Source organism: Rhizomicrobium sp. (assembly GCA_037200985.1).
Classification (GTDB): Bacteria; Pseudomonadota; Alphaproteobacteria; order Micropepsales; family Micropepsaceae; genus Rhizomicrobium.
Genome location: JBBCGJ010000001.1, coordinates 131,796 through 156,922 on the forward strand (window position 1 = coordinate 131,796; position 25,127 = coordinate 156,922).

24 protein-coding genes are annotated in these 25,127 nt (G+C 66.6%); 12 read left to right on the forward strand and 12 right to left on the reverse strand.

Annotated features, from left to right (window positions below; all coding sequences use genetic code 11):
* Window positions 1-96: 96 nt before the first annotated feature.
* Both WDN01_00685 and WDN01_00690 read left to right on the forward strand, forming a co-directional pair.
* A complete protein-coding gene (locus tag WDN01_00685) occupies window positions 97-1,320 on the forward strand; it encodes an AAA family ATPase (GenBank protein ID MEJ0024513.1) in 1,224 nt (407 codons plus the stop codon).
* Between the two features lie 81 nt (window positions 1,321-1,401).
* A complete protein-coding gene (locus WDN01_00690) occupies window positions 1,402-3,576 on the forward strand; it encodes a prolyl oligopeptidase family serine peptidase (protein MEJ0024514.1) in 2,175 nt (724 codons plus the stop codon).
* An 86-nt stretch (window positions 3,577-3,662) separates the two neighbouring features.
* Here WDN01_00690 and WDN01_00695 read toward each other — a convergent pair whose 3' ends face one another.
* On the reverse strand, window positions 3,663-3,836 hold the full coding sequence (locus WDN01_00695; protein ID MEJ0024515.1) for a hypothetical protein: 174 nt from the start codon (window positions 3,834-3,836) through the stop codon (window positions 3,663-3,665).
* Window positions 3,837-4,234: 398 nt separating this feature from the next.
* Between WDN01_00695 and WDN01_00700 the strand changes: the two genes are divergently transcribed.
* Together WDN01_00700 and WDN01_00705 are read left to right on the forward strand one after the other, a co-directional pair.
* The gene (locus WDN01_00700) at window positions 4,235-5,527 is read left to right on the forward strand and encodes an MFS transporter (GenBank protein ID MEJ0024516.1); all 1,293 of its coding nucleotides are present in this window, start codon (window positions 4,235-4,237) and stop codon (window positions 5,525-5,527) included.
* Window positions 5,528-5,597: 70 nt separating this feature from the next.
* On the forward strand, window positions 5,598-6,428 hold the full coding sequence (locus WDN01_00705; GenBank protein MEJ0024517.1) for a TauD/TfdA family dioxygenase: 831 nt from the start codon (window positions 5,598-5,600) through the stop codon (window positions 6,426-6,428).
* A 68-nt stretch (window positions 6,429-6,496) separates the two neighbouring features.
* Here the strand turns inward: WDN01_00705 and WDN01_00710 are convergent, their stop codons facing one another.
* Window positions 6,497-6,769, reverse strand: a complete 273-nt coding sequence (locus WDN01_00710) for a DUF1902 domain-containing protein (protein MEJ0024518.1) — start codon at window positions 6,767-6,769, stop codon at window positions 6,497-6,499.
* 86 nt (window positions 6,770-6,855) lie between these two features.
* Here WDN01_00710 and fabD point away from each other — a divergent pair, with 86 nt between their 5' ends.
* The 8 genes from fabD (at window position 6,856) to WDN01_00750 (ending at window position 13,359) form a co-directional block, all read left to right on the forward strand.
* A complete protein-coding gene (gene fabD / locus WDN01_00715) occupies window positions 6,856-7,803 on the forward strand; it encodes an ACP S-malonyltransferase (GenBank protein ID MEJ0024519.1) in 948 nt (315 codons plus the stop codon).
* Window positions 7,803-8,543, forward strand: coding sequence for a 3-oxoacyl-[acyl-carrier-protein] reductase (fabG, locus tag WDN01_00720; protein MEJ0024520.1), 741 nt, complete (start codon window positions 7,803-7,805; stop codon window positions 8,541-8,543). The genes fabD and fabG overlap by 1 nt, the downstream gene beginning before the upstream one ends.
* A 151-nt stretch (window positions 8,544-8,694) precedes the next feature.
* Window positions 8,695-8,934, forward strand: a complete 240-nt coding sequence (locus WDN01_00725; protein ID MEJ0024521.1) for an acyl carrier protein — start codon at window positions 8,695-8,697, stop codon at window positions 8,932-8,934.
* Between the two features lie 23 nt (window positions 8,935-8,957).
* Window positions 8,958-10,217, forward strand: coding sequence for a beta-ketoacyl-ACP synthase II (gene fabF, locus WDN01_00730; protein ID MEJ0024522.1), 1,260 nt, complete (start codon window positions 8,958-8,960; stop codon window positions 10,215-10,217).
* Between the two features lies 1 nt (window position 10,218).
* Window positions 10,219-11,241 (forward strand): endolytic transglycosylase MltG, encoded by a 1,023-nt coding sequence (gene mltG, locus WDN01_00735; protein MEJ0024523.1) that lies wholly within the window; start codon window positions 10,219-10,221, stop codon window positions 11,239-11,241.
* Between the two features lie 206 nt (window positions 11,242-11,447).
* Window positions 11,448-12,335 carry a YicC/YloC family endoribonuclease gene (locus WDN01_00740; GenBank protein MEJ0024524.1) on the forward strand — a complete coding sequence of 296 codons (888 nt, stop codon included), beginning with the start codon at window positions 11,448-11,450 and terminating at the stop codon, window positions 12,333-12,335.
* 9 nt (window positions 12,336-12,344) lie between these two features.
* Window positions 12,345-12,971: a guanylate kinase gene (gmk, locus tag WDN01_00745; protein ID MEJ0024525.1), complete on the forward strand. Its 627-nt coding sequence runs from the start codon at window positions 12,345-12,347 to the stop codon at window positions 12,969-12,971.
* Between the two features lie 88 nt (window positions 12,972-13,059).
* Entirely contained in the window at window positions 13,060-13,359 is a 300-nt protein-coding gene (locus tag WDN01_00750; protein ID MEJ0024526.1) for a SemiSWEET transporter, read from the forward strand.
* A 6-nt stretch (window positions 13,360-13,365) separates the two neighbouring features.
* On the opposite strand, the gene WDN01_00755 is transcribed toward WDN01_00750, so the two are convergent.
* The 10 genes from WDN01_00755 to lptF all read right to left on the reverse strand — a co-directional run bounded on the left by WDN01_00755 (window position 13,366) and on the right by lptF (window position 25,056).
* Complete coding sequence (locus WDN01_00755; GenBank protein ID MEJ0024527.1) at window positions 13,366-13,791, reverse strand: GNAT family N-acetyltransferase; 426 nt, start codon at window positions 13,789-13,791, stop codon at window positions 13,366-13,368.
* On the reverse strand, window positions 13,788-14,837 hold the full coding sequence (locus tag WDN01_00760) for an amidohydrolase family protein (GenBank protein MEJ0024528.1): 1,050 nt from the start codon (window positions 14,835-14,837) through the stop codon (window positions 13,788-13,790). The genes WDN01_00755 and WDN01_00760 overlap by 4 nt, the downstream gene beginning before the upstream one ends.
* A 183-nt stretch (window positions 14,838-15,020) precedes the next feature.
* Window positions 15,021-16,076: an alcohol dehydrogenase gene (locus WDN01_00765; GenBank protein MEJ0024529.1), complete on the reverse strand. Its 1,056-nt coding sequence runs from the start codon at window positions 16,074-16,076 to the stop codon at window positions 15,021-15,023.
* Between the two features lie 127 nt (window positions 16,077-16,203).
* Window positions 16,204-17,271 (reverse strand): acyltransferase, encoded by a 1,068-nt coding sequence (locus WDN01_00770; GenBank protein ID MEJ0024530.1) that lies wholly within the window; start codon window positions 17,269-17,271, stop codon window positions 16,204-16,206.
* A 136-nt stretch (window positions 17,272-17,407) separates the two neighbouring features.
* Window positions 17,408-18,262, reverse strand: a complete 855-nt coding sequence (rsmA, locus tag WDN01_00775) for a 16S rRNA (adenine(1518)-N(6)/adenine(1519)-N(6))-dimethyltransferase RsmA (protein MEJ0024531.1) — start codon at window positions 18,260-18,262, stop codon at window positions 17,408-17,410.
* On the reverse strand, window positions 18,246-19,190 hold the full coding sequence (gene pdxA, locus WDN01_00780; protein MEJ0024532.1) for a 4-hydroxythreonine-4-phosphate dehydrogenase PdxA: 945 nt from the start codon (window positions 19,188-19,190) through the stop codon (window positions 18,246-18,248). The genes rsmA and pdxA overlap by 17 nt, the downstream gene beginning before the upstream one ends.
* Window positions 19,174-20,586 carry a peptidylprolyl isomerase gene (locus WDN01_00785; GenBank protein ID MEJ0024533.1) on the reverse strand — a complete coding sequence of 471 codons (1,413 nt, stop codon included), beginning with the start codon at window positions 20,584-20,586 and terminating at the stop codon, window positions 19,174-19,176. Before WDN01_00785 ends, pdxA begins: the two co-directional genes overlap by 17 nt.
* A gap of 83 nt (window positions 20,587-20,669) precedes the next feature.
* Window positions 20,670-22,844, reverse strand: a complete 2,175-nt coding sequence (lptD, locus tag WDN01_00790; protein MEJ0024534.1) for an LPS assembly protein LptD — start codon at window positions 22,842-22,844, stop codon at window positions 20,670-20,672.
* Window positions 22,841-23,932 carry an LPS export ABC transporter permease LptG gene (gene lptG / locus WDN01_00795; protein MEJ0024535.1) on the reverse strand — a complete coding sequence of 364 codons (1,092 nt, stop codon included), beginning with the start codon at window positions 23,930-23,932 and terminating at the stop codon, window positions 22,841-22,843. The genes lptD and lptG overlap by 4 nt, the downstream gene beginning before the upstream one ends.
* Window positions 23,929-25,056 (reverse strand): LPS export ABC transporter permease LptF, encoded by a 1,128-nt coding sequence (lptF, locus tag WDN01_00800; protein ID MEJ0024536.1) that lies wholly within the window; start codon window positions 25,054-25,056, stop codon window positions 23,929-23,931. Before lptF ends, lptG begins: the two co-directional genes overlap by 4 nt.
* Between the last annotated feature and the right edge of the window lie 71 nt (window positions 25,057-25,127).

The window sequence follows — 25,127 nt, forward strand, 5'->3', positions numbered from 1 at the left end:
ATTATAACAAGTAAGCCGCCTACTAAACCAAGTGAGGTCCATTTGGCAACGCCACGTACAGCTGAAGACTGGGATAGCCTCAACTATGAGGCGACAATGCTGTTTACGCCCTCTGCGCCTATCGACGAAAGCGATCTTTTTGCGGGACGGCAAACACAAATCCGCCGGCTCATTGAGGTCGTGCTCGAACGCGGCAAGCATGCCGTTCTGTACGGCGAGCGCGGGGTCGGAAAGACCTCGCTGGCGAAAGTCTTTCCCATGCTGTTCCCCAGCATCGTGAAAAAGGTCCTGCTGTTTCGAGAGCAAATCGACCCCACCGACAACTTCTCCTCTGCCTGGATGAAGGTCTTCAAGGACATTCCGGTGCAGGACATGGATGGGGGGACGCGGCATTTGGCCGACAACTACCAGACGCAGCTAACACCCGATGACGTAAGGCGGGCCTTGGAGCATGCATTCAAGGCATCCGATATTCCAGTCGTGGTGATCGACGAATTCGACAAATCCGAAGAACCGGATTTAAGGGCTCTGACAGCGAATGCGATCAAGAATCTCTCCGACTATGCCGTCAACGTCACCGTCATCATTGTCGGTGTCGCTGATGACATCGGCGAATTGATCGACAAGCATGAATCCATAAGCCGGTGCATCGAGCAAATTCCGATGCCGCGAATGTCCAACGACGAGATGAAGGAACTCTTGCAAAAGCGACTGCCTAGACTTGGGATGAAGATCGAGGCGGACGCTTTATGGAAAATAATCACGCTCGCACGCGGACTGCCTGCTTATGTACATCTTCTCGGCCTCCACGCCACGCAGGATGCCATTCGTCTTCGCCGTACGGTTGTCACCGTCTCGAATGTTGACTCCGCAATCCAGCGCGCCTTGGCCAAGTCTCAGGAATCCGTTCAGCGCGAATATGCTACGGCAACGCACACAAACAGGTCCGATACGCTCTTTCGGGAAGTGTTGCTGGCTTGCGCATTGGCGCAAACGGACGAGCGCGGATTATTTACACCCAACGCTGTCGTCGGACCATTGTCGAGCATTTTGAAGAGAGATATCGCGATCGCGAATTTTCAGAACCATCTCAAGAAATTCATCGGCGACGAACGCGGGAAAATCCTCATACGTCGTGGAAAGGAGCGCGCATACAAATTCCGCTTTCGGGATCCCATGATGCAGCCCTATGTCATCATGAAAGGCGTGGAGGCGGGCCTTATCCAGGCGAACGCGCTTGAGGTTCTTTCCGCGCCCGAGCAGCCCCAATTGCAGTTTCCGAGTACGCAACGGCCCGCCGGAAAGAACGGCGATGGCTGAATTGTGCCGAGATCAGCAACACGCTATTTGATTGGCGTCTCTTCGACCTGGGGTCGGATCGGCGTCAATTGGGGATGGTCCATGAAGCGCGTTCCACAAGCCTTGTTGATGACCGTGATGTGCGCGGTTGCAACTGCTGCCGCCACCATTCCCGCAGCCCCGCCGACCCCGGCGGGGAACACGGTCGACGTCGTGCAGGGCACAAGCGTCCTCGATCCCTATCGCTGGCTGGAGGACTGGAACGATCCCAAGGTCAAGACGTGGAGCGATGCGCAGAATGCCCGCACCCGCGCCTATCTCGACGCGCTGCCCTATCGCGGCGCGGTCGCGGCCCGGCTCGCCAAGCTGATCAAGGCGTCGTCGCCGGCCTATTACCATCTGGAGGCGCATGGCCCCCATGTCTTCGCGCTCTATTCCGATCCCGCATTCCAGCAGCCCATGCTGGTGACGCTGAACGCGGCGGCCGATCCCGCCTCGCGCAAGGCGCTGATCGATCCCAATGCGCTCGACAAGAAGGGTTTGACGTCGATCGACTGGTTCGCGGTCTCGCCCGACGGGACGAAGGTCGCCGTGTCGCTGTCGCAGAGCGGCAGCGAGGACGGCACGCTGCATGTCTACGACGTCGCGACGGGCAAGGAGATCGACAAGCCGATCGCCGATGTGCAGTTCCCGACCGCCGGCGGCAGCGCCGCCTGGACCAGGGACGCCACCGGCTTCTGGTACACCCGCTATCCCGGCGCGGCCGCGCCGGAGGCGGACCGCCATTTCTTCCAGGCGGTCTATTTCCACAAGCTGGGCACCGACGTGGCGAAGGACCCGCTGGTGCTGGGGCCGAAGAACGGCCTCGAGCGCGTCTCGGAAATCTTCCTCGACACCCGCTACGGCCGGGAGGAGGGCTTCGTGCAGGTGCAGCGCGGCGACGGCAACCAATGGGCGTTCTACGTCCTGCCCAGGTCCGGCGCGCCGATCCAGATCGCGACCTATGACGACCATTTCGCCTTCGCGACGCTGGGGCCGGACGGCGCGGTCTATGCGATCAGCCGCGACGGCGCGCCGAACGGCAAGATCGTCAAGCTGAAGCCGCCCTTCGCGCCGCTGGCGCTGGCCAAGGCGCCGGTCATCGTGCCGGAGAGCAATGTTGCGATCCTGTCGGGCGGGGCGGAAGCCCAAGAGCTCGACCTGGCGCTCAGCCGCGACCGGCTGTTCGTGCGCGACATCGTCGGCGGCCCGAACGAGGTCCGCGTCTTCGCGCTCGACGGCAAGCCCTTGGGCAAGCTGCCGCTGCCGGAGATCGCCGGCAACACCGAGATTGCGCCGCTCGGCAATGGCGACGTGCTGTTCAACGTCGCGACCTATTTGCGGCCGACCTATTACGCGCTCTGGCATCCTGCGACCGGCAAGGTCGAGGAGACGGGCCTGAAGATCACCTCGCCCGTGTCCTATGACGATGCGCAGGTCGTGCGCGGCTTCGCGACCTCGAAGGACGGCACCAAGGTCCCGGTCAGCATCATCGCCCGCAAGGGCGCCAAGCTCGACGGCACCAATCCGACGCTGCTCTACGGCTATGGCGGCTACGGCATCTCCTCGACGCCGTATTTCCTGGGACCGATGTGGCGGCTCTGGCTGGACGCCGGCGGCGTCTATGCGGACGCCAATATCCGCGGCGGCTCGGAATATGGCGAGCGCTGGCACACGCAAGGCATGCTGCTCAAGAAACAGAACGTGTTCGACGATTTCGCCGCCGTCGCGCAGTACCTGATCGACAAGAAGTACACCTCGCATGAGCGCCTGGCGCTGCTCGGCGGGTCGAATGGCGGGCTGCTGATGGGCGCGGAGATCACCCAGCATCCGCTTCTCGCGCGCACGGTGATCTCCGCCGTCGGCATCTACGACATGGTGCGGTGGGAGAACGATCCGAACGGCGCCTTCAACACCTCGGAGTTCGGCACGGTCAAGAATCCGGAACAGTTCAAGGTGCTCTACGGCTATTCGCCCTATCACCACATGGTGCGCGGGACGTCCTATCCGTCGGTGCTGCTGATGACCGGGGCGACCGACGGGCGGGTCAATCCGATGCACTCGCGCAAATTCGCCGCCGCCCTGCAGGCCGCGAGCGGTTCGGGCCTGCCGATCCTGCTCAGGACCTCGGCGAATTCGGGCCACGGCATCGGCAGCTCGCTGGACGAGCGGATCGCCGAGCGCACCGACGAGCTGACCTTCCTGTTCGACCGGATGGGCGTAACGCCCAAACCTTGAAACGATGGGCCCTGAACGGCAGGCCCTGAAAAGAAAAGGGGGCGCGAAGCATGGCTTCGCGCCCCGATCGAACCGATGTCCGGTGCTTACCAGCCCCAGCCGCGGCAATAGCGGTCATGGTGATGGTGATGCCAGCCCCAGCTGGTGCAGTGGCGGTGGCCGTGATGATGGCCGCCCAGATGGATCGTCAATGCGGCGGCCGGCATGGCCGAAGCGGCCAGCAGACCCAATGCGAACGCGGAAGCGATGATCTTCTTCAAAGTAATAATCCCCCTTTAGGAGTTGAACGGACTGTTACCAGCCCCAGCGACGGCACCAACGGTCGCGATGATGATGGCGCCATCCCCATGTTACGCAGTGGCGGTGGTGATGCCAGCCGTGAGGACGAGCGTCGGCCGCGGTGACCGAAATGCTCATGAGGCCAGCGGCGAGCACCGCCGCGGTAAGCAGAGTTTTCATGATGACTCCCTCTTGCAATGTTGGAAGCACGACAGGGTAAACGTACCTGCGCGCTTCGAAGTTCCCAACCCCTCGCAACCCGATGTTCCAACCTTTTTCCTGAACGCAGGATGAATGACGGGTGTGTCACGACGGTGGGAGGACAACTTTGCGATTGCACGCCGGCCCGTCATAGTCCGCCGAATACCGGGGGATTTGCATGGAACGCGCGGTGTTTGCGAAGGCCACATGGCGGCTGATGCCGTTCATGGGGCTGCTCTATGTTGTCGCCTATCTCGATCGGGTGAATGTCGGCACGGCGGCGCTGACGATGAACAAGGACCTCGGCCTGACGCCGGAGGTCTACGGCTTCGGCGCCGGCATCTTTTTCATCGGCTATTTCCTGTTCGAAGTGCCGTCCAACGTGATTCTCGCGAGGATCGGGGCACGGATCTGGATCAGCCGGATCATGCTGACCTGGGGCGTGGTCTCGATGGCGAACGCCTTCGCCACGGGTCCGGTCAGCTTCTACGTCGTCCGCTTCCTGCTGGGCCTCGCGGAAGCCGGCTTCTTTCCCGGCATGGTCCTCTATCTCACCTACTGGTTTCCCTCGCCGCACCGGGCGCGGCTGATCGCGCTGTTCCTGGCGGCGGTGCCCTTCGCCAACGTCATCGGCAGCCCCCTGTCGGGCGCCATCCTCGGGATGGAGGGCCTGCATCGCCTGCACGGCTGGCAGTGGCTGTTCCTCCTGGAAGGCGCGCCGTCGGTGATTCTCGGGCTGGCCGTGCTTTGGCTGCTGCCGAACGGACCGGCCGAGGCGAAATGGCTGAGCGACGACGACCGCGCCGAGATCGCCGGATCGCTCGACGCCGAACCGGCGCATGTCCACACCAAGCTCATGCCGATGTTCGCCGACCCCCGGGTCTGGCTGCTGGCCATTCCCGATTTCGGCATCGTGCTGGCGCTGTACGGCGTCAATCTGTGGCTGCCCCAGATCGTGCATGAGATGGGCTATTCGATCCTTCAGACCAATCTTGTCGTCGCCTTGCCCTATCTCGCGGCGGTGTTCGTGATGATCCTGTGGGGCATGTCGAGCGATGCGCGGCACGAGCGCATCTGGCACGTGGCGGTCGCCTCGCTGGTGGGGGCGGGCGGATTGCTGGCGGCGGCGCTGTTTCATTCGCCGCTGGCCGTGCTGCTGTCGGTGGGGGTCGCGGTGTGCGGCGTCTATGCGGCGCTGGCGGTGTTCTGGACCCTGCCGCCGTCCTTCCTGGGCGGCACGGCCGCGGCGGGCGGTATCGCGCTGATCAATTCGATCAGCAATCTCGGCGGCTTCTTCGGCCCGGCGATCATGGGTTTCCTCAAGGGCCATACCGGCGGGTTCACGGCGGGGTTCGGCGTCCTTTCCTTCGGCATGGTCGTGTCGGCGGTGCTGGTGGTGGCGGTCGGCCGCACCATCACCTTCGCCGGCCGCGCCGCGGCGCTGGAGCGCTATACGCGGCTGAATGCGTGACGTAGCGGCAGGCCCGCCTTGCGCGGCGGGTCCGCCCCGCTATCTTTCGCCGCCGGGAACGGAGGACGCGATGGGCGCGATCGAAGTGCGCAAATACGAAGGCGGCTGCGGTGCGGAAGTGCTGGGCGTCGATCTGCGGGCCTTGCGCGAATCCGACATGGCGGCGCTCGAGCGTGCCTATGCCGAGCACGGCGTGATCTTCTTCCGCGACCAGAATCTCACCGAGGACGACCACATCGCCTTCGCCAGGCGCTGGGGCGAGATCGACATCAACAGGTTCTTCCCGCACATCGAAGGCTATCGCGAGATCGCCGCCGTGAAGAAGGAGCGCGAGCAGAAGACCAATATCGGCGGCGGCTGGCACACCGATCACTCCTACGACCAGATCCCGGCGATGGGCTCGATCCTGGTGGCGCGCGTGCTGCCGCCCAGCGGTGGCGACACCATGTTCGCCGACATGGTCGCCGCCTACGCGGCGCTCGACGATGCGACCAAGGCGGAGATCGCGGACCTCAAGGCGGTGCATTCCAACGCCCATGTCTTCGGCTCGAAGGCCTATTACGACAATCCCGAGCGCCGGGAATTCGCCAACGACGCGGCGGTCGGCAAGGCGCTGCATCCGGTGGTGATCACCCATCCGCTGTCGGGCCGCAAATCGCTCTACGTCAATCCGGGCTTCACCATCCGCTTCGATGGACAGTCGACGGAGGAGAGCCGGCCCCTGCTGCACAGGCTGTTCGCGCACGCGATGCAGCCGCGCTTCCACAGCCGCTTCCAATGGCGTCCCGGCTCGGTCGCGTTCTGGGACAACCGCGCCACCTGGCACTTCGCGCTGAACGACTATCACGGCGAGGAACGCCTGATGCACCGCATCACGGTCAAGGGCGTGGCGTTACAGTAGCCCGCGCTGTCATCCCCGGCCGAACGTCGCGAAGCGACGTGAGGGGAAGGGGACCCAGGCGGCGAAGCTCACTCGATCTCGAAAATTAGCGGTGAAAGTAGGCTCGACTGATGACCTGGGTCCGCTTCCCCTCGCTTCGCTCGGCCGGGGATGACACGTTGAATCAATCCGTTCAATTCCAGCAGTTCCGGCACCAGACCGCGCAGCTTCTTGAGCAGCGATTCGAAAGATTTCGATTCGGTCGCCAGCCCCGGTACGTCGTCGCTCGGGGCGACCCAGACGCCGGCCTCGGCGTCCCAGATCGCCTTGACCAGGAATTCCTTGTCCGGTGCGCGGCGCATGCACCTGCTATGCGGCGGCGCCGTCGAAATATCAATTTGGCCGCGCGCCTTGACTTGGCCGTGCCCTTGGTCTTTTTCACCGCGCCATGACACGCGCGTTCATCTTTCCGGGGCAGGGCTCCCAGGCCGTCGGCATGGGCAAGGCGCTCGCCGAGGCCTTCGCCCCCGCCCGCGAGGTCTTCCAGGAAGTCGACGACGCGCTGAACCAGAAACTCTCGAAGCTGATGTGGGAGGGGCCGGAAAGCGACCTCGTCCTCACCGAGAATGCCCAGCCCGCGATCATGGCCGCCTCGATGGCCATCGTCCGCGCCTTGCAGAAGGACGCCGGACTCGATCTAGCGAAACACGCCCGACTCGTCGCCGGCCATTCGCTCGGCGAGTACACGGCGCTGTGCGCCGCCGGGGCCTTCACGCTGGCCGATGCGGCGCGGCTGCTGAAGGCGCGCGGGCAGGCGATGCAGTCCGCCGTGCCGGTCGGCGAGGGCGGCATGAGCGCGCTGCTCGGCGCCGAGATCGAACAGGCCGAAGAACTCGCAAGGCAATGCGCGGCGGCGGGCGGCGGCGTGTGCGTCGTCGCCAACGACAACGCGCCGGGCCAGGTCGTGGTCTCCGGCTCCAAGGCTGCGATCGACAAGGCGCCCGAGATCGCCAAGGCGCTGGGCATCAAGCGTGCCATGGCGCTCAACGTGTCGGCGCCGTTCCATTGTCCGCTGATGCAGCCCGCCGCCGACAAGATGGCCGAGGCGCTTGCGGCGGTGACGATCCGCCCGCTCGCCGTTCCGGTGGTCGCCAATGTGACGGCGGCAGAAACCGCCGAGCCGGAAACAATCCGCCGCCTGCTCGTTGAACAGGTGACGGCGCGCGTGCGCTGGCGCGAAAGCGTGCTGGCGTTCAAGGGCTACGGCGTCACGGCGACGGTCGAGTTCGGTGGCGGCAAGGTGCTCACCGGCATGGTCAAGCGCATCGACAAGGATCTTACGACCGTCACGCTCGACGCGCCGGCGGATATCGAAGCTTTCGTGAAAGGCCTCTGATGTTCGACCTCTCAGGAAAGACCGCGTTGGTCACCGGCGCGTCCGGCGGCATCGGCGGCGCCATCGCCAAGGCGCTGCATGCCCAGGGCGCCGGCGTCGTGCTCTCCGGCACGCGGGCCGAGGCGCTCGAAGCGGTGAAGGCCGAGCTCGGCGGCCGCGCCTTCGTCGCGACCTGCGACCTGGGCAACAAGGAATCGGTCGAGGCGCTGGTGAAAGCCGCGGAGGCCGCCGCCGGCGCGCCCATCGACATCCTGGTCAACAATGCCGGCATCACCCGCGACAACCTCTTCCTGCGCATGAAGGACGAGGAATGGGACCAGGTCATCGCGGTGAACCTCACCGCCGCCTTCCGCCTCTCCCGCGCCGTCCTGCGCGGCATGATGAAGAAGCGTTGGGGCCGCATCGTCTCGATCACCTCGGTGGTCGGCGCCACCGGCAATCCGGGGCAGGGCAATTATGCCGCCGCCAAGGCGGGCCTGGTCGGCATGACCAAGTCGCTGGCGGCCGAGGTCGCGTCGCGCAACATCACGGTCAACGCCGTGGCGCCCGGCTTCATCGCGACCGCGATGACCGACGCCCTGACGGACGCCCAGAAGGAGGCGATCTCGGCCCGCATCCCGGCCGGGCGGATGGGAACCCCGGCGGAAATCGCCGCCGCGGTGGTCTATCTCAGCAGCGAGGAAGCGGCCTATACGACCGGCGAGACCATCCAGGTCAACGGCGGAATGGCTATGATCTGACAATAAGTTCAAAGGCTTAACCGTGTTGTGGCGGGCGGCGAGCCTTTGTGTTACGAAACCCGCCGACCCCACATGCTTTATCAGTGAGGGCCCAACCTGCGGGCCGAAACCCAAACCCCGGCAGGCTATCCAAGGAGAGGCTTACAATACCATGAGCGATACGGCGGAACGCGTTAAGAAGATCGTCGTCGAACACCTCAACGTCGAGGCCGACAAGGTCACCGAGAACGCGTCCTTCATCGAGGACCTCGGCGCGGACAGTCTCGACACCGTCGAGCTGGTGATGGCGTTCGAGGAGGAGTTCGGCATCGAAATCCCGGACGACGCGGCGGAATCCATCGTCACCGTCGGCGATGCCGTGAAATACATCGACAAGTCGGCCACCGCCTGACGTCCCCCTCCTCACCCACCAGCATGCGTAGAGTCGTCGTCACCGGACTTGGCCTCGTCACGCCGCTCGCCTGCGGCGTGGAGGAGACGTGGTCGCGCCTGCTCGCCGGCAAGTCCGGCGCGCGGCCGATCACCAAGTTCCGGACCGACGACCTCGCCACCCGCTTCGCCGCCCAGGTGCCGCGCGGCGACGGGGCGGACGGCACGTTCAACGCCGACCAATGGGTGGACCCCAAGGAACAGCGCCGGATGGACGATTTCATCGTCTTCGGCCTGGCCGCCGCCAAGCAGGCGGTGCGCGATTCCGGCTGGGAGCCGAAGACCGAGGAGGAGCGCTACCGTACCGGCGTGCTCATCGGCTCGGGCATCGGCGGGCTTCCCGGCATCGAGGAAGGCGCGCTCCTGGTCGAGACCAAGGGTCCGCGCCGGCTCTCGCCGTTTTTCATCCCGGGGCGGCTGATCAACCTGATCTCCGGCTATGCCTCGATCGAGCACGGCTACAAGGGCCCGAACCATTCGGTGGTCACGGCCTGCGCCACCGGCGCGCACGCCATCGGCGACGCGGCGCGGCTGATCGCGTTCGACGACGCCGATGTGATGCTGGCGGGCGGCGCGGAGGCGGCGATCAGCCGGCTCGGCATCGCCGGGTTCAATGCCTGCCGCGCGCTGTGCACCGATTTCAACGATGCGCCGGAGAAGGCCTCGCGGCCTTACGACAAGGACCGCGCCGGCTTCGTGATGGGCGAGGGCGCCGGCGCGGTGATCCTCGAGGAATACGAGCACGCCAAGGCGCGCGGCGCGAAGATCTATGGCGAGGTGAAGGGCTACGGCCTTTCCGGCGACGCCTTCCACATCACCGCCCCGTCGGAAGACGGCAATGGCGGCTACCGTGCCATGCAGATGGCGCTGAAGCGCTCGGGCCTTGCGCCGTCGGACATCGACTATGTCAACGCCCACGGCACCTCGACCATGGCGGACTATATCGAGGCGGGCGCGGTGGAGCGCTTCCTCGGCAACGCCGCGGCCAAGGTCTCGATGTCCTCGACCAAATCCTCGATCGGCCATCTGCTCGGCGCCGCCGGCGCGGTGGAGGCGATCTTCTGCCTGCTCGCGATGCGCGACGGGATCGTGCCGCCGACCATCAATCTCGACAATCCGGACGGCCAGACCCAGCTCGACCTCGTGCCCAACACGCCCAAGAAGCGCGAGGTGAACGTCACGCTGTCGAACTCCTTCGGCTTCGGCGGCACCAACGCCGCGCTGATCTTCACCCGCGCGGACTGACGTGCGCGTCCTCGGCCGCCTCCTCGTCGTCCTCATCCTGCTGGCCGGTCTCGCCGGCGGCGCGGCCTTCTGGGAGGAGACCAATTTCGACGCGCCGGGGCCGGCGGCGAAAGCCGGCGCCGAGACCGACGTCGTGATCAGGCCCGGCATCGGGCTGCGCGGCATCTCCGACGCGCTGACGGCCGCCGGCACGATCGACAATCCCGACCTGTTCCTGTGGGGAGTCCGCCTGCGCCGCACCACGGCCGCGCTCAAGGCCGGAGAATATGCGATCCCGAGCCGCGCCAGCATGCGCGACATCATGGACATCCTGATCGCCGGCAAGTCGATCGAGCACAAGATCACCGCCGCCGAGGGCCTCACCAGCGACATGATCGCCAAGCTGATCAACGCCGATGCCGAGCTCACCGGCCCGCCCGTTGCGGTGCCGGCGGAAGGCACGCTTCTGCCCGAGACCTATCTCTTCCTGCGCGGCGCCACCCGGCAGGACATCCTGGACCGCATGGCGGCGGCGCAGAAGAAGCTGATCGCCCGGCTGTGGCCCAGGCGCGATGCCAACCTGCCCTACAAGACCGTGCGCGAGGCGATCATCCTCGCCTCCATCGTGGAGAAGGAGACCTCGCTGCCCGCCGAGCGGCGCCACATCGCGGCGATCTTCGTCAACCGGCTGCGCCTCGGCATGAAGCTGCAATCCGACCCGACCATCATCTATTCGCTCACCGGCGGCTATCCGCTCGGCCGCGGCATCCGCATGAGCGAGCTCACCCGCGTGACGCCCTACAACACCTATGCGGTGGCGGGGCTGACGCCGACGCCGATCTGCAATCCGGGCAGGGACGCGATCGCCGCGGTGCTCGACCCCGGCACGACGAACGACCTCTACTTCGTGGCGAGCGGCACCGGCGGGCACGTGTTCTCCCCGACCGTGGCCGACCAGAACCGCAACGTCGCCGCGCTGCGCGCCCGCGAGCGGCTCGAGAAGCTGAAGCCGGCGATGCCCGAGCCGACGGTTCCGCATTTGTGAAAAAATAACCGTCATGGCCGGGCTTGACCCGGCCACCCATCCGGCGCGCGTCTGCGCGCCGAAGAGAGTCTCATGCGCCCGCAGGCGCGGGCGCGATGGATGGGCGGCTCAAGGCCGCCCATGACGGGTGGAGGTATGAGAGCAGCGTTTCCGGCCTTTGCCGGTTGATCCCGCCGGGTCTATCTTCCGGACGGATTGGAGTCGCCATGACCATCGTCAGCATGACCGGATTCGCCGAGGCGCATGGCAGCCGCGACGGCACGCGCTGGCGCTGGGAGGTCAAGAGCGTCAACGGCCGCGGCCTCGACGTCCGCCTGCGCACGCCGCAGGGCTTCGACGGACTGGAGGCCGCCGCCCGCACCCTGGCCGGCGAGCGCTTCAAGCGCGGCTCGCTCCAGGCGGCGCTGACCTTCGAGCTCGGCGAGAGCGCCCGCGGCCTGCGCGTCGATCCCGCCGCGCTGGCCTCCGCCATCCGCATCGCCCGCGAGGTCGCGGCCGAGACCGGCCTGGCGCCGGCGCGCATCGACGGGATCCTCGCGCTCAAGGGCGTGATCGTGCAGGACGATGTCATCCCCACTGACGAGCGCGAGCGCGCCGCGCGCGACGCCGCCATCCTGGAAACGCTGGCGACTGCCCTGGACGCGCTCGCCCGCGCCCGCGCCACCGAAGGCCACAAGCTCTCCACCGTGCTGTCGGGCCAGATCGACGAGATCGCGCGGCTGACCGGCGAGGCCCGGGCGCTCGCCGCGGCGCAGCCGGCGGCGCTGCGCGACAAGCTCGCGGCGCAGGTCAAGGACATGCTGGCCGGCGGCACGCTGTCCGACGACCGGCTGGCGCAGGAGGTGGCGCTGCTCGCGGTGAAGGCCGACATCCGCGAGGAGCTCGACCGGCTCTCCGCCCATGTGCAGGAGGCGCGCGCGCTGATGGCGTCCGGCGAAGCGGTGGGTCGTAAGATCGATTTCCTGGCGCAGGAGTTCAACCGCGAGGCCAACACGCTGTGCAGCAAGTCGTCGGACATCGCGCTGACGCGGCTGGGCCTGGCGCTCAAGGCGGTGATCGACCAGTTCCGCGAGCAGGCGCAGAATGTCGAATAGGCTTGGCGAATGAGCGAGATCGCGCGGCGCGGCCTGATGCTGGTCCTGTCGTCGCCGTCGGGCGCCGGCAAGACGACGCTGGCGCGCCGGCTGCTCGAAAGCGATCCGGGCATCTTCATGTCGGTGTCGGCGACGACGCGCGCCAAGCGGCCCAGCGAGGTCGAGGCGCGGGACTATTTCTTCGTCGCGCACCCGCAATTCGAGGAGATGGTGAGGGCCGGCGACTTTTTCGAGCATGCGACCGTTTTCGATCACCGCTACGGCACGCCGAAGGCGCCGGTGATGGCCGCGCTCGACAGGGGCCGCGACGTGCTGTTCGACATCGACTGGCAGGGAACGCAGCAACTGGCGGAGCGGGCCCGGCAGGATCTCGTCAGCGTCTTCGTGCTGCCGCCGAGCCACGACGAATTGGAGCGCCGGCTGAAGGCGCGCGCCCAGGATTCCGACGAGGTCGTGGCGAAGCGCATGGCGAAGGCGGCGGCCGAGATCAGCCACTGGCCGGAATACGACTACGTCATCGTCAACCGCGAGGTCGACAAGGCGCTGTCGCAGGTCAAGGCGATCTTGGACGCCGAACGCGCCCGCCGCACTCGCCTCGTCGGCGTTGGCGATTTCGTTGCGGAGCTGACGCGATAGGACACCTCTCCCGCTTGCGGGAGAGGTCGGAAATGCGAAGCATTTCCGGGTGAGGGGAACCTCGCAACCGCTCGCCGGTTACCTCGTCATGTCCCTCATCCCGATCATCGGCACCCTCGCCGCGCTGTGTTCCACAATCAGCTTCGTGCCGCAGGCCTGGAAGATCATCCGCACGCGCGAGACCAAGGACATCTCGACCGGCATGTATCTCCTCACCGTGGTCGGCTTCGCGGCGTGGACGAGCTACGGCGTGCTGCTCGCGCAATGGCCGCTGATCGCCGCCAACAGCATCTGCCTGGTGCTCTCCGCCTTCATCCTCGCGATGAAGCTGCTGCCGGGGCGCGACAAGGATGCGGTCGCGGACCGCATCGAAGACGTCGTTCCGTAGCGGCGATCACCGCCGCATTTCGTGCGTCCAGCCTTCGGCCGCGACGCGCTCGAACGCCATCGCGTCCCAGAACTCGCCCGCGCCGGGCGGCACGGCGTTGCAGGTGAGGCGGCCGGCGGTTTCGAATCCGCGCGCGATCATGGCCTGGGCAAGCAGCCGCCCGACGCCATGTCGCCGCGCGTCGCGCAGGACATAGAGCCGGCGCATGCGCATCGCGGGGACGGCGGGCTCGATCTTCACGCAGCCGACGCCGACCAGCCGGGCGCCGTCGAAGGCGCCGAACAGGGCTTCGCCCGGCTTGCCGTAGCGTTCCGCGCCGCTCCGCCAGTCGGCGACCAGGATGCCCATGTTGCGGATTCCGTCCGCCGCCGCCTCGCTGCGCAGGATCTCGATATCCGGCGGCAGGTCGGTCAGGCGGCGGATGGCGATCATGCGATGGCCACGCGGTACACCCGCTTGGCCGTGCCGCCGAACAGCGCGGTCTTCTCGTCGGCCGAATAGTCCTTCGCCAGCCGCTTGAACGCGTTCCACAGGCTGGCGTAGTCGCAGCCGAAGCGGTCGACGGGGAAATTGCTCTCGAACATGCAGCGGTCGGCGCCGAACGCGGCGACGGTCGTCTCGACATAGGGCTTCCACTGCTGCGCCAGGATTTCCGACGGCGGATCGTCCTCGCGCATGCGCTTCTTCCAGCCGGCGAAGGGCATCGGCAGGCCGCCGACCTTCACCACCACGTTCGGGCAGGTCGCCAGCGCCTGGACGTTCTGCTTCCATTCGGCGAAGCGCTCGCCGCGCTTGCCCTCGAAGCGCCCGATGCCGAGCGGCGTGCCGACATGGTCGAGCACGATGGTCGTCTCGGGAAAGGCGCGGGCGAGATCGATCAGGTCGGGAAGCTGCGGCTCCAGGAGCCAGGCGTCGAAGGAGAGGCCGAGCCTGTGCAGCACCGCGAAGCCCTCGCGGAATTTCGGATCGAGGTAGAGCCCCGCCGTGTTGCGGCCCGACAGCGGCCCCAGCACGTTCGCGTCCTCGTCATAGGATGCCGAGTGGCGGATGCCGCGGAAGCGTCCGTGGCCGGCCGCGATGTGGCTGCGCAGCACGTCCTCGGCCGCGTCGGCGCCGATCCGCAGGTCGACATGGCCGACGATGCCGGCGCAGGCGCGGACCTCGCCATAGAGGCCGCTGGCGCTCATCGCCGCGACGCCGTTGACGAATTCGGTCTCGCCGACGCATTTCAGCTCCTGCGGCCCGTCGGCGCGGTACATCGCGCCGCACTCCATATAGACCGTGCCGCGGATGTTGTGGCCGCTCTTGAGGTCCTTCAGGAGCTCGTCGAACAGATAGCGCGGGATGTTGCGGATGATGTCCATGAAGCCGTGCTCGGACGGCGGCAGGTTCTGCAGGATCGCGGTAGGCCGGTCCCACAGGTGATGATGCGGATCGACGATCGGCAGATCGGGTTCGAGGATTGGTTCGCTGGGCAAGGCAACCTCCACCACTGTCATCCCCGGCCGAGCATCGCGAAGCGATGCGAGGGGAAGGGGACCCAGGCGTTGACGCTGCCCGGGTGCCGCCAAGTTATTCCGATCTCTTCGGCGAGACTATCCTCGTCATCGCCGCCTTCCCTCGGTGCGCTGGCGCGCACCTCGCCGGGATGACAGGCGGTGCTACGGCGTCAGCACCACCCGACCCGTGATCTTGCCTTCGCGCAAGTCTTCGAGCGTCTGGTTCGCGGCGCTCAGCGGCCGCTTGGAATAGGGGATCGGGTCGACCTTGCCGGCGCGGACAAGCTCCATCATCTCCTTGGTCTCGCCCAGGCTGCCGGTCATCGAGCCGCCGATGGAGATCGTGCGGAACGGGAACATCGGCAGCGGCATCTGCATCGCGCCGCCGAACAGGCCGACGATGATCACCTTGCCGCCGCGCCGCACCGCCTGGCTGGCGAAGGCGAAGCTCTTCTCCGAGCCCACGAAATCGACCACCGCGTAGGCGCCGCCCTTGGTGTCGGCCACCAGCTGCTTGGCCGCGCCGTCCACCTTGGTGTTGTAGACGGACGAGGCACCGGCCTTCTTCGCCGCTTCCAGCTTGGCGTCGTCGATGTCGGCGGCGATCGGTCCCTTGTGGAACATCGCCTTGGCGAACTGCACGCCCATCATGCCGACGCCGCCGACGCCCAAGACCAGCACCTGGTCGTCCGGCCCGAGCGCGCCGACGCGCTTCATCGCCGAATAGGCGGTCAGGCCCGAGCACATATAGGCCGCGCCCAGCGCCGGATCGGTCTTGCCGTAGTCGATGAGGTATTTGGGATGCGGCACCAGGACATGCGTCGCGTATCCGCCGGCCACGCCCGACGAGCAGCCGAGCTGGCGCGGGCCGCCGATGCACAGATTCTCCTCGCCGCGCAGGCAGGACGGGCATTTGCCGCAGCCGATCCAGGGGAACGCCGCATAGCGCACGCCGATGTCGACGCCCTTGGCGTCGGGGCCGACGGCGACGACTTCGCCCTCGATCTCGTGACCCAGCGTGTGCGGCAGCTTCATGTTCGCCATGGGAAGCTTGGCGCCGCCGCCCATGTCGAAATAGCCGTCATGGATGTGGACGTCGGAGTGGCACACGCCGGCGTTCAGGACTTTCAGCAGCACCTCGGTGCCGGTCGGCACGGGGGTCGGCGTCTCGATTTCCTGCAGCGGCTTGCCGAATTCGGTGATGGCCTGGCTCTTCACGCGGGCTCTCCCTTCGATTTCTGGTTCTGACTGGTTGTCAGTGTGGCATGGGCCCAGGGGTCGCCTCAACCGCAACCGGTGTCCCACCCTCCTTTGCGGAAACTGCGCCGCCTTCGACCGTCCGATGTCACGAGGCGGTTTCAACCCGCTCGGTTCGATGCCAACCCGATCGGAGCCATGACCGGACGCGCCCGATATGCGTTTCGAACGCGAGATAGAAGACGTAGCCCGCGAGCATGGCGATGGCGACGCGTCCTGCCAACAGGGCGCAATTGGCGAAGTCGATCCTGTGCACCGGCGGCAGATAGCGGCCGAGCACCAGCAGGACGGGATAGTGAATCAAATAGAGACTGTAGGAAAACGCAGCGAGGCCGCCGCCGAGGCGGACCAGTCGCGGCGACGACAAATCGCGGTTTGCGAGTTGGGGAAGAAGAAGCAGGCAGCCGGCGGAAAAACCCGTCGCACCCAGTATGGTCATCGGACCGAGAAAACTGCTTCGTGCGAAAGCCTGCGACATCGTCAGAAACGCCAGGGCGATCGCGGCTCCCGCGAAACCGCTGCGTCTGGATGCCAATCCCGTATTCGTCAGAAACGAAAGCACGCCCAAATACCAGCAAAAAAGGTATTGGAGCGCCAGAAACGAGAATGCGACCAGCGACGCCATCAGGAACCCGAAAGCGATGATCCGAACACCGCGCGACGGAAGCAAGAGGGAAAGCACGGCGCCGTGAAAGACATAAAACCACATCTCGTATCGCAACGACCAAAGCGGCACGTCGCTGAGCAGCGCCCCGGTCGGAAGTCCGAGCATCGCGGAAACGGGGTCCTGGAATCGGATCGGAATGCCCAGCCAAATCTGCAGAACGCTGCACAATGCGATTGCTGGGATAAGCGGAACGAAAATTCGCGCCGCCCGATCTAGAGCATATCCGCGGGGATCGAAGCGCCCCTCCAGGAACCGCTTCGTCGCCAGCCCGCCGACGAGGTATCCGCTCAGAACGAAGAATATCAGGACGCCGTGCTTTCCGAATCTCATAGTCGCGAAGATCAGGACGGCCGCTACGGTTCCCTTCGCGTGCGGGTCCAGATCTTGGTAGGAGCCGAAGGTGAACTGCCTGGCGTGGTCGAGGACGACCAGCAGGGCGGCGAAAAAGCGAAGCCAATCCAGCAGAGGCCAGTGCGACGTCTTGAGCATGGGTCGACAAGGCCCCCCCCCGGATCGACAGGTGTAACACGCGCCAGCAAACGCGGCGACCGGGGAGGCCCTGCCGATTTCTCCGGAACTCCAAGCACCTGTGCAGAAACCGTCCCGAACGTAAGGGGTCGCTGCCTCAGCGGGGAAGGGCATTCGCGAGCGCCGCGAACTCCGTCACGGAAAGGTTTTCCGCGCGGTTCGTCGGGTCGATGCCGGCGGCGCGGATCAGGCTTTCGGCATCCGGGCCGAGGCTCTTCAGGCTCTGGCGCAGCATCTTGCGGCGCTGGCCGAAGGCGGCCTGGGTCACGCGCTCCAGATCGGCGAGCCGCGCCGGCGCGACCGGCTCGGCCAGCGGCTCCAGCCGCACGATGCTGGAGGTCACGTTGGGCGGCGGCACGAAGGCGCTGCGCGACACGTCGAACAGGATCTTCGCGGTCGTCCGCCACTGGGCCAGGACGGACAGCCTTCCGTAGTGTTCGGTGTCCGGCCTGGCGACGATGCGCTGCGCGACTTCTCTCTGGAACATGAGCGTGAGGCTCGCCCAGAAGGGCGGCCAGGTTTCGCGCGTGAGCCACTTCACCAACAAGGCGGTGCCGATATTGTAGGGAAGATTTGCCGCGATGCGCACCGGCCCGGCGACGCCGCTATCGGCCAGCAGACGCGCTTCGTCGATCTCCAGCGCATCGGCGGAAACGACCGAAAGCCGATCCGGATAGGCGTCCGATATCTCCGCCAGCGCCGGCAGGCAGCGCTCGTCGCGCTCGACCGCGATCACCCGGCCCGCGCCCTCGGCCAGCAGCGCGCGGGTGAGCCCGCCCGGACCCGGGCCGACTTCATAGAACACGCCGCCTTCGTTCGCCCCCGCCGCGCGCGCGATGCGGCGCGTCAGGTTGAGATCGAGCAGGAAATTCTGCCCGAGCGATTTCTTGGCGCGCAGGTCGTGCGCCGCGATCACCTCCCGCAGGGGGGGCAGGTTATCCGGCCCGGGCATCGGCCATCTTCGCGGCCAGCCGGATCGCGGCGATCATGCTGCGGGCGTCCGCCTTGCCGGTGCCGGCGATGTCGAACGCGGTGCCGTGATCGGGCGAGGTGCGCACGATGGGCAGGCCGAGCGTGACGTTCACCCCGTCCCAGAAGGACAGCGTCTTGATCGGGATCAGCGCCTGATCGTGATACATGGCGAGCGCCGCGTCGTAGCGCGCCCGGGCCTCGTCGTGGAACAGCGTGTCGGCGGAAAGCGGCCCGCGCACGTCATGGCCCTTCGCCTTCAAGGCCGCGACGGCCGGCGCGATGACCGCGCTGTCCTCGCCGCCCAGCACGCCTTCCTCGCCGGCATGCGGGTTGAGGCCCGCGACCGCCAGCCGGGGCGCCGCGATGCCGAAGTCGCGCTTCAGCGCGGCCAGGATGATTTCTCCGGTCTCGACGATGGCGGCGGTCGTGATCGCGCGCGGCACCTGCGCCAACGGCACATGGATCGTCAGCGGCACGACGCGGAGCGCATCGCTCGCCAGCATCATCACGGCGCGCGGCGCGCCGGTCAGGGCCTGGAGGAATTCGGTATGTCCGGGATAGGGGAAGCCGGCGGCGGCCAGCACGGCCTTGTTGATCGGCGCGGTGACCACCGCCGCCGCGTCGCCGCGCTGCGCCATCGCCACCGCGGTCTCGATCGCCTCGATGACGGCCGCGGCGTTCACGGCATCCGGCTTGCCCGGAATGCGGCGGGCCCGCGCCTTGGTGGCGAGCGTCCCGCCGTCGAAACCGCAATCGGCAAAGACGCCGGGATCGCCGATGAGCCTGAGGGGATGACCGCCCGCCTTGCCCGCGAGCGCCTTATAGGCGGCGACCGCGATCTCCGGCCCGATGCCGGCGGGTTCGCCCATCGTGATCAGGATCGTCGCGGCGTTACTTGGTCTCGACATTGGCGTTGCGACGCAGATCGCGGATATAACGCCGCGACAGCATCGTGATCTGTTCGTCGAACAGGCTTTCCTCGACCTGTTGACGGCTCGGCAGGTTGAACTTGTGCTGTTCGGGCGCGCGCTTGTCGCAGCGGACCATCATCTCGATGCCGGCCGGGGAGCTGAAGGGCGGCGTCGCTTCGCCGGGGCCCGCCTTGGCGATGGCGGCCTGGATGTCGGGACTGAGATCGGTGATCTTCAGGCCCATCTTCTGGAGGTCCTGATAGACGAGGCCGCGCACCTGTTCCGCCATCTTCGGCAGGGTATCGCAGCCGCTGACGTGATCGTGGATCTGCACCGCCAGCTTCATGGCGTTTTCCTGATACGGCTTGGGCGCGTTGGGCGGCAGCGGCAGGAGCACGCGCGCCACGGTGAGCGGGCCGACCGGTTTCAGCGTCGCCGGATCGGGCAGCACGGCATTGGCGCCCAGCGCCTTGTCGCGCAGGCCCACGATGTAATAGCCGCCGGCCGAGCGGATCGGCTCGCTGACCTGGCCGATTTCCATCTTCTGCAGCGCCGTGTCGATCTCGGCGGGAAGCTGGCCCTGATACACCCAGCCGAGATCGCCGCCGGCCGCCGCCGTCGGGCTCTGGCTGAACTGGCGCGCCACGGTGCCGAAATTGGCGCCGCCGACGAGCTGGGCATGGATGTCCTGCGCGTCTTTCAGCACCTTGGCGTCGACGTCGGGATTCTCGACGCCGAGGAAGATGGAGGAGACGAGGAAGTGCGTCTTGTTGGCGCCTTCGTTCAGGCGCGCGATCTCCGCGTCGATGTCCTGCGGCGTGATGTTCACGCGGTCCTGGAACTCGTCCTGCACCGCCTTCTGCCAGGCGATCTGCACCGCGATCTGGGCGCGCAGCGTCGACATCTGGACGCCGCCCTTGGCGAGCAGTTCGGCGAGCTGGTCCTTGGTCATGTGGTTGTCGCCCACGATGCGGTCGATCGACTTGTCGACGTCGGTCGGCGACACCGTGATGTTCTTGCGCCGCGCCTCCTGGATCTGGAGCTGCTCGGTCTCGAGCTGCGCCAGGATCTGCGGCCGGAGCTTGACCAGGATGTCGGGCGTCGTCTGCTGGCCCGAGGTCGAGGCGTAGAGAAGGATGCGCTGGCGCAGATCGTATTCGGTGATGATCGCGTCGTTGACGATGGCGGCGACGCCGTCGCTCGGTCCCAGATCGGGCTGGAGCACCGCGCCGGGCGGCGGATTGGGCGGCGTTGCCGGCGGGGTTGCCGTCGCGGGCGGCGTCGACGGGGGCGTTCCGCCGGGCGGGCCGGAGAGATTTTGCGCCGGAGTCGGGACCGCGAGGAGCGCGGCGAACGCCCCGATGACGACAAGGTAAGCAGCTTTCCTGGACAAAGTTCGGACCTTCGGCAGCAATCTCAATGGTTTACGCGCCCGCCCCCGAACCGGCCGGGAGCATAAGCGAAAATGCTTTGGTTTCAAGGATGCGAGAACACGTCTTGTGGAAACAAGCTAAACGGCTCGATGGCCTGGTCCCCGGTTTTCAGGTTGAAGCGCAGGATGATGGAGGTCGAGGGCGGCACGTCGCGGTCGGTGGTGAATTTGCGCCGGTAGGCGACGGAGATGCCCAGGCATTCGTCCTCATAGCCCAGGCCGAGCTCGGTATCGAGCATCTGGCCCTGCAGGAGGTCGCGCCGCAGCGCGCCGAAGGCCTGCCAGTTCTCATAGAAATTGACGTCGGCCTGGGCGTTGATTTCCTCGCGCTGATCCAGCCCCAATGTGGCGGTTTCCGCCGGAAGCTGGACATAGCTCACCTGGACCGAGGTGCGCCCGAAGATGCCGGTCAGGTAGACCTCGTGCCGGCGCAATGTGCCGTTGGCGCGGTCGATGTCGATGCGGTCGGTGAGATCGATATAGGGCAGGAACTTCACGCTGACGCGCCCCACGATGTCGGACGCGGTTCCCGACTGGGGGGAATCCGGAGCGAAGATCGGATCGGGCTTCAGCCGGTAGGTCTCGCCCAGGACCGCATCGACCGAACCGGAGGCGAACACCGCGCGCGCATGCAGGCCGACATTCAGGCGCGGCCCGCTTTCCACCAGGTCGTAGCCGGGAAGCTGGTCGAAGGAGAGGATGTTGTTCTCGTCGAGCTCGAAGGCGGCCGAATCCTCGTCCGGGATGCCGGCGGGATTGCCGCCATAGGGCTGCGCGATGGCCTGCACGATCGGTTCGAGGATCAGCGAGCGGTCCTTGGTGAGGTTGGAGATGAACGGCCAGCGCCAGTCGAGCGCGGCATAGGGAATCCCGCGGCTGATGAACTTGTCGCCGCTGCCGGGCGTCCCCGGGTCGCTCACATGGTAGACGTCGCCGCGCGCGTCGAGCTGGAAGGTCAGGAGCTGGCCGCCGGGCAGCACGGTCGGCCAGCGCATGCGCGCCTCCATCGTGGCGCGCTGGTCGTTCTCGCCGACATTGCGGGTCAGCGCGATGGTGTTGAAGTCGAGGCGGAACTGGCTGCCCAGCACCTTGTTCAGCGGGATATAGTTGAACTCCACCAGCGGCAGCGCCAGCGGGATGATGCCGGGCGTGTCGGTCGCGCGCAGGCCCTGGAAGAAATAGCCGGTGACGGCGAAGCGCGTGCGTCCGCCCGTGCCTTCGACGAACACGTCGTTCACCAGGCGGTCGAGCAGCGTGAAGTCGTAGCGCTTCAGATAGGTGTCGTTGTTGGTGAGCTGCGCGTCGTAGCCGGTGCGCCACACCGTATCGATCGGAATGCGTCCCGAGCCGAACAGGCTCGAATAGAACTGGCCCTGGTGCCCGCTGAGGCCGCCGTCCGAATTGTAGCCGACGCTGCCCTGCAGCCACATGCCGCCGTTGTCCCAGCGTTCGCGGTATTCGCCGGCGATGACGTCGCCGCCGCGGCTGGAGATGATCGGCGTGATCGTGGCGTCGCGCGACGGCGACATCGAGATGTAGACCGGCAGGCGCAGGAAGTAGCCGATATTGGTCGAATTGCCGACATCGGGCGTCAGGATGCCGCTGGAATAGCGCACGGTGGGATCGGATTCGCGCAGATAGGGCGTGTAGAACAGCGGCACGCCGAAGAATTCGAGCCTGGCGTCGTGGAAGATGATGCGGTGGTTGAGCTGGTCGTAGCGCACATGCTCGGCGCTGACCTGCCAGACCGGCGTGCGCTGGCCGGGCTGGTTGCAGATCTTGCAGGGCGTGTAGCTGGCGTCGAAGGCCTCGATGAAGCGGCCCTGGCTGCGCGTCGCGCTGGCCGCGACCATGCGGCCGTTCTTGCCGATCAGCGCCGCGAAGCTGCGAAGCGCCCCGTCGCGCATCTTGTCGCGCAGGTTGACGTGGTCGGCGAAGGCGACGTTGCCCCTCTCGTCGGTCAGGCTGACATGGCCGCTCGCGGTCATCGTGTCGTGCACCTGGTCGTAGGCGACCTGGTCGGCGAGCAGGATGCGGCCGTCGCTGTCGATCTCGACATGGCCGCGCGCGGTGACGATGTGGGCGTCGACGTCGTAGTCCATCTCGTCGGCCTGGAGCAGCACGTCGCCCCGGACCGTCAGCGCCGGCGCGGCGGAGGCCGATGCGGCCGCGAACGCCGCGAGCGCCGCGATGAGGACGAGGCCGCGCGGCGGGATCATCCGTCCTCCTGGTTGAAGACGAGGGTCATGCCGATCAGGATCGCGGCGGTGGCCGGCGCGCCGGCCGCGAGCGCCACGGGCAGGATGCCGGTCTGGCCGAGCGCGCGCGCGAATTCGCTGAAGAAATAGATGCCGAAGCCGGAGAGGGCGCTGATCAGGACGACGCGGAGCATCCCGCCGCTGCGCCCCAGCCGGACCGAGAAGCTCGCGGCCATGAACACCATCGCGGCGAACAGCGCCGGCATCGCGAGCAGGGTGTAGAAATAGAGCTCGTAGCGCACCGCCGAGAAACCCGCATTCTGCGCCGCGTGGATGAAGCTCGGAAGCTGCCAGAACGACAGCGTGTAGGGCGGGGCGAAGCTCTCCTGGATCTGCACCGGCGTCAGCGTCGTGGTGAGATCGTAGGTCGCGTGATGCGCCGGCGAGCCGTCGGCGCCGCTGACCCAGGCGTCGGTCATCTTCCAGACGCCGCCCGCGAGCTCGGCGGATCGCGCGTCGACCCGGCCGGTGAAGCGGTCGCCGGCGCCGTAGAGGAACACCACGACGTTCTCCAGATGGACGCCCTGGTTGGTGACGCGCAGCGCATGGATGATCGATTGCTGGCTGGCATCGCCCTGGCGCAGGTAAAGGCCGTTCGGCGAGACCGAAAGCTGCGACGCCTCGCCCTTGATGTATTTCGCCTCCAGCGCGGCGAACTGCGCCAGCATCCGCGCCGAGATCGGCGTCACGATCAGGACGACGACGAAGCCGAGCCCGGCCGCCACCGCCAGCGGCGGCAGGAGGAAGTCCCAGGCCGACATGCCGGCGGCGCGCACCGCGACCAGTTCCTGGTTGCGCGACAGCCGCGCGAAGGAGAATACGCCGCCGAGCAGCACCGCGAAGGGCATCATCTTCTGGCCGAGATCGGGAAGCTGCAGCAGCGCCATGCCGATCACCACCAGCGTGCTGACATTGTGGCTGGCGGTGCGGTTGGTGAGATCGACGACGTCGATCGAGAAGGCGAGCATCAGCAGGGTGCCGTAGACGATGGCGATGCCGATGAAGAACTGCATCGCGAGATAGCGGTAGAGCGTCCAGGACCAGCTCATGGCAGCGCGTCCGCCGCGATCGGCCGCCGGAACCACGCGATCGGGTCGATGCCCGCGAGATTGCCGAGCGCCAGGCCCGCGCCGACGAGCGGGATCGCGTAGAACAGCGCGTTCAGCGCCGGATTGCCGATCGCCAGCCCCTGCACGCCATAGCCGGCGATGCGCACCGCCGCCACCGCGACGATGGCGAAGGTGATGCGCAGCGCGTTGGCGCCGCGCGCCCGGGAGCCGCGCAGGATCGCGGCCAGCGCGATCAGCGCGAACACGATGCAGTAGAGCGGCTGCGCCAGCCGGTTGTGCCCCTCGGCGACATAGGCGTTGCGGATCTTGGGCGCGAGGCCGGGATCGGGATGGAACAGCTCGGAGAGGTAGCGCTCGCTCGTGGCGCGGTCGGTGGCGCGCGCCGGGCCCGAGAACTGGTCGAGGTCGAAGACGTAGCGCTGGAACTTCAGGACCTGCAATTGCGCGCCGCCGCCGCTGGCGACCTCGATGGTGCCGTCGTCCATGATGAGTCGCGCGCCGACCGGGGTCTGGGCGAGCTGGCCGCTCTCGGCCAGATAGGTCACCGGATGCGCCTTGTTGCGGTTGTCGTGCACGAAGACGCCGCGGATCGTGCCGTCGGAATTGAGTTCGCGAATAAAGACGGTCAGCCCGGTCGCCGGCGTGTTGAACTCGCCCTCGTTGAGCAGCGCCGCGCCGATATCGGCGCGGATGTCGACCACCTTGTCCTTCATCGCCCGCTGGCCCGCCGGCATCAGATAAAGGCCGCAGGCATAGGTCAGCGCCATGATGATCGCGGCCGAGATGAAGACGGGGACGGCGATCTGCAGCCGGCTGAACCCGGCCGCCGCCATCACCACCAGCTCGCTGTCGGTGTTGAGCTTGGAGAGCGCGAACAGCGTCCCGGCGAAGAAAGCGATGGGCAGGATGATGACCAGGAGGCCGGGCAGGACGAGGAGGGTGAGGTAGAGGAAGGTCGGCGCCGACTGGCCGCGGTTGATCACGAGGTCGAGCAGCCGCAGCGACTGGCTGAGCCAGATCACGGCCGTCAGAAGGAAGGTAAAGAGCGCCGTCGGCCCGATGAGCTGGCCGAGCAGGTAGAGCGAAAGTCTGGGGAGTCTCACGCCTGGCAAGCCCTATGGCGCAGGGTCTTAAACCCTTTCGCCCCTTCCCTGATTCGACCTAAACTAGCATT

What these genes read in the sequence shown, in the direction of transcription:
- WDN01_00685 (MEJ0024513.1), top strand. Translation starts at nt 97, where the DNA reads ATGCTGTTTACGCCCTCTGCGCCTATCGACGAAAGCGATCTTTTTGCG.
- WDN01_00690 (MEJ0024514.1), top strand. Translation starts at nt 1,402, where the DNA reads ATGAAGCGCGTTCCACAAGCCTTGTTGATGACCGTGATGTGCGCGGTT.
- WDN01_00700 (MEJ0024516.1), top strand. Translation starts at nt 4,235, where the DNA reads ATGGAACGCGCGGTGTTTGCGAAGGCCACATGGCGGCTGATGCCGTTC.
- WDN01_00705 (MEJ0024517.1), top strand. Translation starts at nt 5,598, where the DNA reads ATGGGCGCGATCGAAGTGCGCAAATACGAAGGCGGCTGCGGTGCGGAA.
- WDN01_00710 (MEJ0024518.1), bottom strand. Translation starts at nt 6,769, where the DNA reads ATGCGCCGCGCACCGGACAAGGAATTCCTGGTCAAGGCGATCTGGGAC.
- fabD (MEJ0024519.1), top strand. Translation starts at nt 6,856, where the DNA reads ATGACACGCGCGTTCATCTTTCCGGGGCAGGGCTCCCAGGCCGTCGGC.
- fabG (MEJ0024520.1), top strand. Translation starts at nt 7,803, where the DNA reads ATGTTCGACCTCTCAGGAAAGACCGCGTTGGTCACCGGCGCGTCCGGC.
- WDN01_00725 (MEJ0024521.1), top strand. Translation starts at nt 8,695, where the DNA reads ATGAGCGATACGGCGGAACGCGTTAAGAAGATCGTCGTCGAACACCTC.
- fabF (MEJ0024522.1), top strand. Translation starts at nt 8,958, where the DNA reads ATGCGTAGAGTCGTCGTCACCGGACTTGGCCTCGTCACGCCGCTCGCC.
- WDN01_00740 (MEJ0024524.1), top strand. Translation starts at nt 11,448, where the DNA reads ATGACCATCGTCAGCATGACCGGATTCGCCGAGGCGCATGGCAGCCGC.
- gmk (MEJ0024525.1), top strand. Translation starts at nt 12,345, where the DNA reads ATGAGCGAGATCGCGCGGCGCGGCCTGATGCTGGTCCTGTCGTCGCCG.
- WDN01_00750 (MEJ0024526.1), top strand. Translation starts at nt 13,060, where the DNA reads ATGTCCCTCATCCCGATCATCGGCACCCTCGCCGCGCTGTGTTCCACA.
- WDN01_00755 (MEJ0024527.1), bottom strand. Translation starts at nt 13,791, where the DNA reads ATGATCGCCATCCGCCGCCTGACCGACCTGCCGCCGGATATCGAGATC.
- WDN01_00770 (MEJ0024530.1), bottom strand. Translation starts at nt 17,271, where the DNA reads ATGCTCAAGACGTCGCACTGGCCTCTGCTGGATTGGCTTCGCTTTTTC.
- rsmA (MEJ0024531.1), bottom strand. Translation starts at nt 18,262, where the DNA reads ATGCCCGGGCCGGATAACCTGCCCCCCCTGCGGGAGGTGATCGCGGCG.
- pdxA (MEJ0024532.1), bottom strand. Translation starts at nt 19,190, where the DNA reads ATGTCGAGACCAAGTAACGCCGCGACGATCCTGATCACGATGGGCGAA.
- lptD (MEJ0024534.1), bottom strand. Translation starts at nt 22,844, where the DNA reads ATGATCCCGCCGCGCGGCCTCGTCCTCATCGCGGCGCTCGCGGCGTTC.
- lptG (MEJ0024535.1), bottom strand. Translation starts at nt 23,932, where the DNA reads ATGAGCTGGTCCTGGACGCTCTACCGCTATCTCGCGATGCAGTTCTTC.